Source organism: Acidithiobacillus sp. TH-A35, assembly GCF_057473505.1.
Genome location: NZ_JBYCKR010000078.1, coordinates 1 through 8371, shown reverse-complemented (window position 1 = coordinate 8371; position 8371 = coordinate 1). Strand labels below are relative to the sequence as shown.

6 protein-coding genes and 2 pseudogenes are annotated in these 8371 nt (G+C 59.4%); 3 read left to right on the top strand and 5 right to left on the bottom strand.

From position 1 onward, the window contains the following. Positions 1–332, top strand: a pseudogene (locus tag AC2VNK_RS03060) (DUF5666 domain-containing protein); the annotation flags it as partial. Between the two features lie 34 nt (positions 333–366). Here AC2VNK_RS03060 and AC2VNK_RS03055 read toward each other — a convergent pair. The 5 genes from AC2VNK_RS03055 to AC2VNK_RS03035 form a co-directional block, all read right to left on the bottom strand. Continuing rightward, complete coding sequence (locus AC2VNK_RS03055) at positions 367–1176, bottom strand: metal ABC transporter permease (RefSeq protein WP_486882754.1); 810 nt, start codon at positions 1174–1176, stop codon at positions 367–369. A 3-nt stretch (positions 1177–1179) separates the two neighbouring features. Then, on the bottom strand, positions 1180–2031 hold the full coding sequence (locus AC2VNK_RS03050) for a metal ABC transporter permease (RefSeq protein ID WP_486882753.1): 852 nt from the start codon (positions 2029–2031) through the stop codon (positions 1180–1182). A 58-nt stretch (positions 2032–2089) separates the two neighbouring features. Continuing rightward, positions 2090–2878 carry a metal ABC transporter ATP-binding protein gene (locus tag AC2VNK_RS03045; RefSeq protein ID WP_486882752.1) on the bottom strand — a complete coding sequence of 263 codons (789 nt, stop codon included), beginning with the start codon at positions 2876–2878 and terminating at the stop codon, positions 2090–2092. A 49-nt stretch (positions 2879–2927) separates the two neighbouring features. Then, positions 2928–3824, bottom strand: coding sequence for a metal ABC transporter solute-binding protein, Zn/Mn family (locus tag AC2VNK_RS03040; RefSeq protein WP_291524300.1), 897 nt, complete (start codon positions 3822–3824; stop codon positions 2928–2930). 323 nt (positions 3825–4147) lie between these two features. Beyond that, positions 4148–6637: a penicillin-binding protein 1A gene (locus AC2VNK_RS03035; RefSeq protein WP_291524302.1), complete on the bottom strand. Its 2490-nt coding sequence runs from the start codon at positions 6635–6637 to the stop codon at positions 4148–4150. A 118-nt stretch (positions 6638–6755) separates the two neighbouring features. On the opposite strand from AC2VNK_RS03035, the gene gltX reads away from it, so the two are divergent. After that, positions 6756–8159, top strand: coding sequence for a glutamate--tRNA ligase (gene gltX, locus AC2VNK_RS03030; RefSeq protein ID WP_486882751.1), 1404 nt, complete (start codon positions 6756–6758; stop codon positions 8157–8159). A 21-nt stretch (positions 8160–8180) separates the two neighbouring features. Next, a pseudogene (locus AC2VNK_RS03025) lies at positions 8181–8371 on the top strand (cysteine--tRNA ligase); the annotation flags it as partial.

Genomic DNA, 8371 nt, shown 5'->3' with positions numbered 1-8371 from the left:
TGGTGGGTTACCTGGATCGCGGGATGGATGGATGGACCACCCACGGGGTATCCCTGGTGGAGGGTCCCCACACCCTCTATGAAAACGGGGATGCCGCGGACATGCAGGCAGGCAGCATGGTCGCCGTCGAGGGAAGGGTCCAGGCCCCGGGTGTCGTCAACGCGGAACGGGTCATCTTCAGCGTCAACCCCATGGACTTTGATTTCCCCATCATACCGCGGATGCCGGTGCTCCCTCCCGTATTACATCATCCCGAAATCGAGCGCCCGGAGTTTGGCCCCCCGGAGATAGAACCCATGGTAGAAAGGCCGGAACTCCCTGATAACGATTAATCCAAAATCCGGCAGTTGAAGGTGCGATCAGTATTTATAGCGCCACGAAATTGCGCTGCCGCTGATTCCAGTGCCGGTAAGAACGCGCCACCGTAAACAAGCCCGCGCCGATGGTCCCGACAAAAAACCCGATGGGCCAGTTGGTCCAGTAGGAGAGCGCGATAGCACTCCAGATGCAGCCCTCTGCAAAAATCACGGATAGCGCCAGCACGCGCATGGGATTGCCGCTCAACGCCTGGGCGGCAGCCGGCGGGCCGACCAGCAGGGTGAACACCAGAAAGGCCCCCACCACCGGCAAGGCCATGGCAGTCACCAGGGCCAGCAGGGTCAGGAACACCAGATCCATACGTGATGCGCGAATCCCCTGCAAGGCCGCCAGATCGGGAAAAGTCGAATCCAGCAAGAGCGGGCGAAAATACAGAACGATGCCCACAACCACCAGCGCGCAGATGCCCAGTATGGGCCACAAATCGGCGCCGCTGACCCCCAGCACCTCGCCGAAGAGCAGGGAAAACACCGCAGGTGCATACTCACTGGTCATACTGAGCAACAACGCACCCACCCCCAGAAACAGCACCAGCAGCAGCCCCGTGCCCACATCGCGGCGCCCCATGCGCACCAATTGGCGCAGGAGTAAAACCCCCATTCCGACAAAAACCAGCAACCCGATCAGCGGATTGACCCCCAGCAGGTTGGCCGCCGCCGCCCCCGGAAAGGCACCCAGTGGCAAGGCATGGGCGGCAAAGGCCGAACGTCTGGCCACCACAAAAAATCCGACGAAAGCCGCGACAAAAGCAATGGCGGTGGCGGCAATCCAGGTATTGATCATGAAACTGGAGAACATGCCCTATACCTCGCAGTGCGGCCAGATGACCGACTTCGGACGCGCCGACAAGCCCGCCACTTTAGCCACCAGCACCGCCGCCAGATAAAACAGAAATACCAGCGTCACGACAAAAAAGCTCACTGGCCAGGCATTACCGGAAAACCAGTAGTAACTCTCATAGGCCATCCAGATACCACCCCAGACCGCCGTCAAACCGATAGCAATGGCCCAGCATATCGCCTGTGCCGGACGCCGGCTCAGACGAATCGCCGCACCCGCCGGACCAATGAGCAAAGCCGTCGCCAGCACCGCGCCAATGGCCAGAGCGCAGACCGCCACCGCCAGCCCCAGGGCCAGCAGTTGCAGCAAACCGATCCAACGCAGGGAAATACCCCGTGCTGCCGCCAGATCAGGCTCCACCGCCGTCAACATCATCGGCCGGTAGAGCAGACCCACCAGCAAAAGCACCCCGGCGGAGGCCACCAACGCAGGACCGATAAGGCTCTGCGGAATCGCAAACATGGATCCAAACATCACCGATACCGCTGCACCCGTAGTGCTGGTAGTCGTCACATCCAGATAGAGAAAGAGCGCCGACAGACCCAATCCCGCCCCCAGAACGATGCCCGTGGCAAGATCGCGCTCCCGCACCTTGCGTACACCAAGAAACTCCATGCCGAAGGCCGCAATCCAGGCCATACCCAGAAAGCCCAGCAAGGGATTGATGCCCAGCAGGAAGGAGGCCGCCCCACCGGCGCTGCTCACGTCGGCCAGGGCATGTCCGGCAAAGGCATTGCCGCGCAATATGGTAAACACACCGATCACCGCGCTGACCAGCGCTGCGCAAGTCCCCACGATCAGCGCGGTTTGCACCGGCTCACTGCTGAAGAAACTAGAATTTCCCAAAAGCATCCAAAGATTCCACATGGCGTTAATCGGCCTTTTCCGGATGCGGCACATGCGCTGCCGTGCCCGCCTCGGCATCTTCAGCCGCGACATCGGGTAGCACAAGTATCCGCCGCCCATGCCGCAATACCGTTACCGGGTAACCATAGAGCTTACTCAACACCTCAGGCTGCACCACCTCCTCCACACTGCCGGTGGCGGCCTGCCCGCCCACCAGATAGACCAGACGGTCCACGACAGATAAGAGTGGGTTCATATCATGGGCAGTCACCAGTACAGCAATCTGTCGGGTACGCGTCAATCTACCAAGCAACGCCACCAGCGCATTGGCGCTGCCGAAATCCAGATTAGCCAAGGGCTCATCGAGAATGAGCAGACGCGGCTGACGCACCAGGGCATGGGCGATAACTGCCCGCTGTTGCTGGCCACCGGAGAGTTCCCCAACCCGCTGATCCGCAAAGGCCTCTGCCCCGACCGCATGCAACGCTTGATCTACCAAGGCTTTTTTACGACCGGGAAATAGCGGCAGACCAAGGCGATGGCCATCCAGCCCCAACTGCACCAGATCTCGGGTCCGCAGGGGGATATCCGCATCAAAAGCGATTTTCTGGGGCACATAGCCGACCAGAGCACGGCGCTGACTAGCGGACGCGCCATCTATCAAGGCCTGCCCCGCGCGGATCGGCGTCAGACCCAGCAGACTGCGCAGCAGGGTCGTCTTGCCCGCACCATTCTCACCGATCAGGGCACAGAGCTGGCCGGGATAGAGTTCAAAACTGACATCCCGCAAAATGCGGCGACCGCCCAAATCCACAGAGAGACGAGTGACCGAAAGTATTGGATCAGGCGTTCCCAATGCCGTATTACTTCAGCACAGTCGTCGAAGTGCCATGCTTCACCGCATTACTCAGCGCATGCACCTCCGCCAGCATCCAGGACTGATAGCTATAGCCCGTCGGCATGCTTTCATAGAAACCGACCACAGGGATATTCGCTGCTTTCGCCTTACCCAGGAATGATGCTGTCAGCGCGCTGGTCACCTGCTGGTTATAAAGGAACACCTTGACCTGATGCTGCTTAATGAGCTGGTCCTGGATACTCACATCCTGTGGTGCCGGGTCGGTACCGTTCATAATAGCCGCCTGCAGTTTCCACGGCGTTTTGATGTCGCAACCCGCAGCCTGCAACAGGTAATCGGCGACGGGTTCCGTCACTGCCACCGGCGTTCCGCCAAACTGGGCCTTGAAGCTGGCGATTGCCTGATACCAGGGCTTCAGAGAGGCATCAAACTTGCGCACATTGGCCGTAAAATAGGCAGCGTGGGCCGGGTCCAGTTCCGTCAGACTCTGGGCAACGGCCTTGGCTACGGCAGGCATCGTCTCCGGCTTGTACCAGAGATGGGGGTTTTGGGTGCTTTTCGGCAGATGGAGCAGATCCTGAACGACGATCACCTTGCGCTGAGCGCTGTGATCCGCCGCGAGGATCTTCTCGGCCCAACTGTCATAGCCGACGCCGTTACGCACCACAATTTGCGCTGCAGCGATCTCGCGGGCCACGGCAGGACTCGCTTCAAAGGTATGCGGGTCTGTATTGGGGTTGCTTTCGATGGCAGTGACAGTGACATATTCCCCACCAATCTGGCCGATCACATTGGCATATTGATTCTCTATACCCACAGCATGAATGGTCGCCGCAGCGGCTACCGGCGCCATGCCCAGCCCGGCACACAAGACGACCAGTGGCGGCAGTGCAGTCCACATATCGGGCGCCCACCGCCGCATGCGACGGCCAGCCATTGAAGGGAGAGGTGCTTTCTGTCTGTTAAAATGAATCACTTTTAAAATCCTCGGAACCAGATATCCAATTCTGCACCAGACCATCAATATCCAGTTATGCAACTGTGTTGCACGGTATTAAAATCGGAATTCGTTGTCAAGCGATTGTTCCAACATCCGATTTCCAGGATCCTGTCGGGGATGGCCGCCAGTTCCGGTATCCAGCGGCACCGTAGCACTGCACTGCCTTCATGGCCGACCATGAGGGCAGGAGTATCAATGGATGCAGGGCGGATTCCCGTCTCTTCTTAGAAGAGACTCTTGATGGTGTTGATCAATCTGTCGCCAATATCCGTTCCGGCGCCACTTTCCGTGGAAGCCGTGGGTGCGGCAACGGGCGGATACCCGGCGAGATAATCACTGACACCAATGACGTTACTACCGCCACTGATAGTGGGGCCGGTCACCGAAGGCGGCCGGAAGAATCCGGTGGCCGGGCTGCCCGCCATGGCCGTCCGCATATAGTGAATCCAGATAGGTAATGCCTCACGCGCCCCCGCAGCCCAACGGCCCATGGTGCGGTTGTCATCATAGCCCACCCAGACACTGGTGGTGATGTGCGGGCTGAACCCATTGAACCAGGCATTATTTTCGTGGTTGGTCGTGCCGGTTTTGCCGGCGATGTCATTACGCCCGAGGCTCTGGGCGGCGACACCGGTGCCAATTTTGATCACCTGCTGCATCATCTCAGTCAGCAGGTAGGCTACCCCCGGGGGTATGGCCGTCTGCTGGGCGGGCGGGGCATAGCCCATGGGACAATTGAGAAGGGATATCTGTGTACCGCGACTATTCACAATTTTGGTGATGAGATAGGGATGGGGCAGAAAGCCGCCGCTGGAAAAGACCGCATAGGCACGGGCGAGCTGTAAGGGGCTGTAATCTCCTGCGCCAAGCACCATGGAGGGCACCTGAGGTACCTGCTGGGCCGGAAAACCAAAGCGTTGCACATACTGCGCCGCATAGGGGATGCCGATGTCCATGAGGATGCGAACACTGGGTACGTTATGAGAGTAAGCCAGATTCGACCATACCGGAATCGGTGTATTGGAGAACTGGTTGCTGTAGTTCGTCGGCACATAGACCTGTCCGGTAGGCAGGGTAATCGACAGGGGGGTGTCTGGAATCGGGGTCTGTGGCGTCATATAACTGCTCTTGCCTGAAGCCAGCAGCGCTGGCGCATCCATAGCCGCAGCGTAGACGAAGGGCTTGAAGCCCGAGCCCGGCTGCCGATAAGCAAAAACGGCGCGATCAAAATGGCTGAGTTCATAGCTGAAGCCACCCACCAGGGCGTGGATAGCCCCGGTACGGCTGTCCAGACTCACCAGAGCGCCTTGTACCTGAGGAATCTGTGAGAGCTGCCAGCCCGCATCTTTGCCAGCAGAGGACCAGACATTGGCACCCCATTCCTGACCTGCCCCCGCCGTAACAGAATGTACATAAGGGCGCAGCCAGACCAAGTCGCCACTGTGCAGAACCGCATTCACCAAACGTGGCTTGGGGGCACTATAACGGGGACGTGCCCAACTGACGTCGCGCAAGGTGAGAATGACGTTTTTCTTGCCCTCCAGAGAGACCGTAGCGCTTTTGGCGTCGGTACTGACCACTACGCCCCATTTGAGGTTGGCCGGGTCATGTGGTGGCAACACATCAGGCCGCTTACCCGCGAGTGCTGCCTGCAGCGTGTCCCCGCTGAGGCGCGCGATGGGGCCGCGGTAGCTTTTGAGGTCCATACTGGATAGCCCCATATCGTAGTTTTCCAGCCCCACGGCAACCGCCTCATTCGCTGCCTCCTGATCCTGTGGCAGGATGGTAGTGTACACCTTGAGCCCGGAACGATAGGTGAAATCGCTGCCGAATTGCTGGGTGAGCCAACTGGCGATCCAGTCGGTGACATAAGGTGCACCGTTGCTGGCAGCAGCATGATACCGCGAAAGAATGGGTTCCGCGTTGGCCTTCGCCTCTTCATCCGTAGAAATATAACCGCGCTTTTCCATGCGCTTGAGCACATAAGCACGCCGCCTTTTGGCGAGATCAGGATTCACTACAGGGTTTAAAACGGAAGGTGCCGGCGGTAGCCCCGCAATGGTTGCCATCTCCCCTAAGGTAAGATGACTGACGCCTTTTCCAAAATAGGTCCGCGCCGCAGCTTGCACGCCGTAGGCACCCTGACCGAGATAAATCTTGTTCAGATAAAGCTCAAGAATCTGTTTGTGCGTAAAGTGGTTGGCGAGTTTGTACGCCAGGAGGATTTCCGCGATCTTGCGGGAAATGGTTTTTTGCGGAGTCAGGTAAAAGTTGCGCGCTACCTGCTCCGGGATCGTGCTGGCCCCCTGCACCGGTGCCATGTGAATAGCGTCCACTATCGCGGCACGCAGAATCCCAGGGTAACTGACCGGGTAGTTAAGGGGGTTGTCGCTGTAGAAGCGGGCGTTTTCGGCGGATATGAAGGCTTCCTGCAACTTGACTGGAATCTGGTCGATGGGCAGGGCATAACGCATCTGCGGACCGACCTCCTGGAGCAGTGTGCCGTTCGCGGCATAAATTCGCAGAGGCTCGTCGGGACGCCATTCCTTGAGCTCATGGATGGGCGGCAAGGTCTGCCAGATGCGGTAGACGTAGATACCGACGCCAATCCCGATATTTATCAGAATCAACAGGATAATCAGTAAAATCCAGCGTCCATAATGGTGGCGCTTAGGTTTCTTAGAGCGCGCGCGCGGGGTATTAGCTTGAGCCATTCCGTTTCTTTCCGTGTGTATGAGTACTTCGCAAAGTGCATTCGGGTCTGCACTTTGCGAAGTATCCTATCCCGGCTTTTGCATTGCGACGCGGCCGATGGCGCAATACTATACCACCATGAATCTAAAGAGTCGCTTCGCACCCAGCCCCACCGGTTACCTGCACCTTGGCAACGCCCGCACAGCCCTTTTCGCCTGGCTGGCGGCGCGTGGCGCGGGTGGAACGTTCATTTTACGCCTTGAAGATACGGATCAGCAGCGCTCCCCCGAGATCTATGAGAAGGCCTTGCTGGAAGATCTGCGGTGGTTCGGCATCGACTGGGACGAAGGCCCGGACCGGGGTGGCGATCACGGCCCATACCGGCAGATGGAGCGTCTGGCCATCTATGACCAGTACTATGCCCGTTTGCAGGCCAGCGGCCAGGCCTATCCCTGCTATTGCAGCGCCGACGACCTGGCCGCGGAGCGCGCCGTACAGCGCTCGGCGGGTAAAGCACCACGCTATGGTGGACATTGTCGGCATCTTCATGCTGAGGTGCGGACTGAACGGGAGGCGGCGGGCATCCGGCCCACGCTGCGTTTCCGGGTGCCGGATCAGGGCATCCTCCCAGTATCGGATCTGGTCTGGGGCGAGCGTCACTATGCATTGGCTGATCTGGGGGACTTTGTCATCCGCCGCAGTGACGGCAGCCCGGCATTTTTCTTTGCCAACGCGGTCGACGATGCGCTGATGGGGGTGAATCTGGTCTTGCGTGGCGAGGACCACCTGACCAATACCCCCCGGCAAATCCTGATTTTGCAGGCGCTGGGGTTACCGGTTCCCGGTTATGGTCATCTGCCTTTGTTACTCGGTGCCGACGGTCAGCCTCTGTCCAAGCGATACGGGGCAGTCAGCTTGCGCGGCCTGCGCGAGGCCGGCTATCTGGCCCCGGCGGTGCTTAACTACCTCGCCCGTCTGGGGCATCATTACAGCGCGACGGGCTTTCTGGATAGCAGCGCACTGGCGCAGGGCTTTGCGCTGACCCAGATCAGCCGGGCGCCCAGCCATTTTGATATGGTGCAGTTGCAGCATTGGCAGCATGAAGCGGTACAGTCGCTGGACGATGCCGCCGTCTGGAACTGGTTGGCGCCCCATCTGCAGGACAACGTGCCGGCAGGGCAGGAAATGCATTTTGTGGCGGCGGTGCGTGCCAATATCCTGCTGCCCGCCGATGCACTGGATTGGGCTGAGCGCTGTTTTGCCTCACCCGCGGTCGACGCCGAGGCTGCCGGAGCCATCACCGGAGCCAGCCCTGAGTTCTGGTCCATCGCCCAAGCGACGCTGCAAGCGTCGGGTGGCGACTACCGGCTCTGGACCAAAGCCTTGCAGCAAGCCAGCGGGCAGCGCGGTAAGGCGCTGTTCATGCCCCTGCGCGCCGCGCTTACCGGGCTCACCCACGGGCCGGAACTGGCGGCGCTCCTCCCCCTCATCGGTGAAAAGCGCGCGTTAACGCGCCTTCATGCCGCTGCCCAACGCTCCTGAACGCTTGTCGAGGCTGAAAATATGACCACTCTGCCGGTACTGACCCTCTTTGACACCCTGCGCCGCCGTAAAACGCCGCTGGAAGTGCTGCGCCCCAATCATGTGGGACTCTACGTCTGCGGAATGACCGTATACGACTTCTGTCATCTCGGCCATGCCCGGGTCATGGTCACCTTTGATACGGTGGTGCGCTATCTGCGTGAGCGTGACTA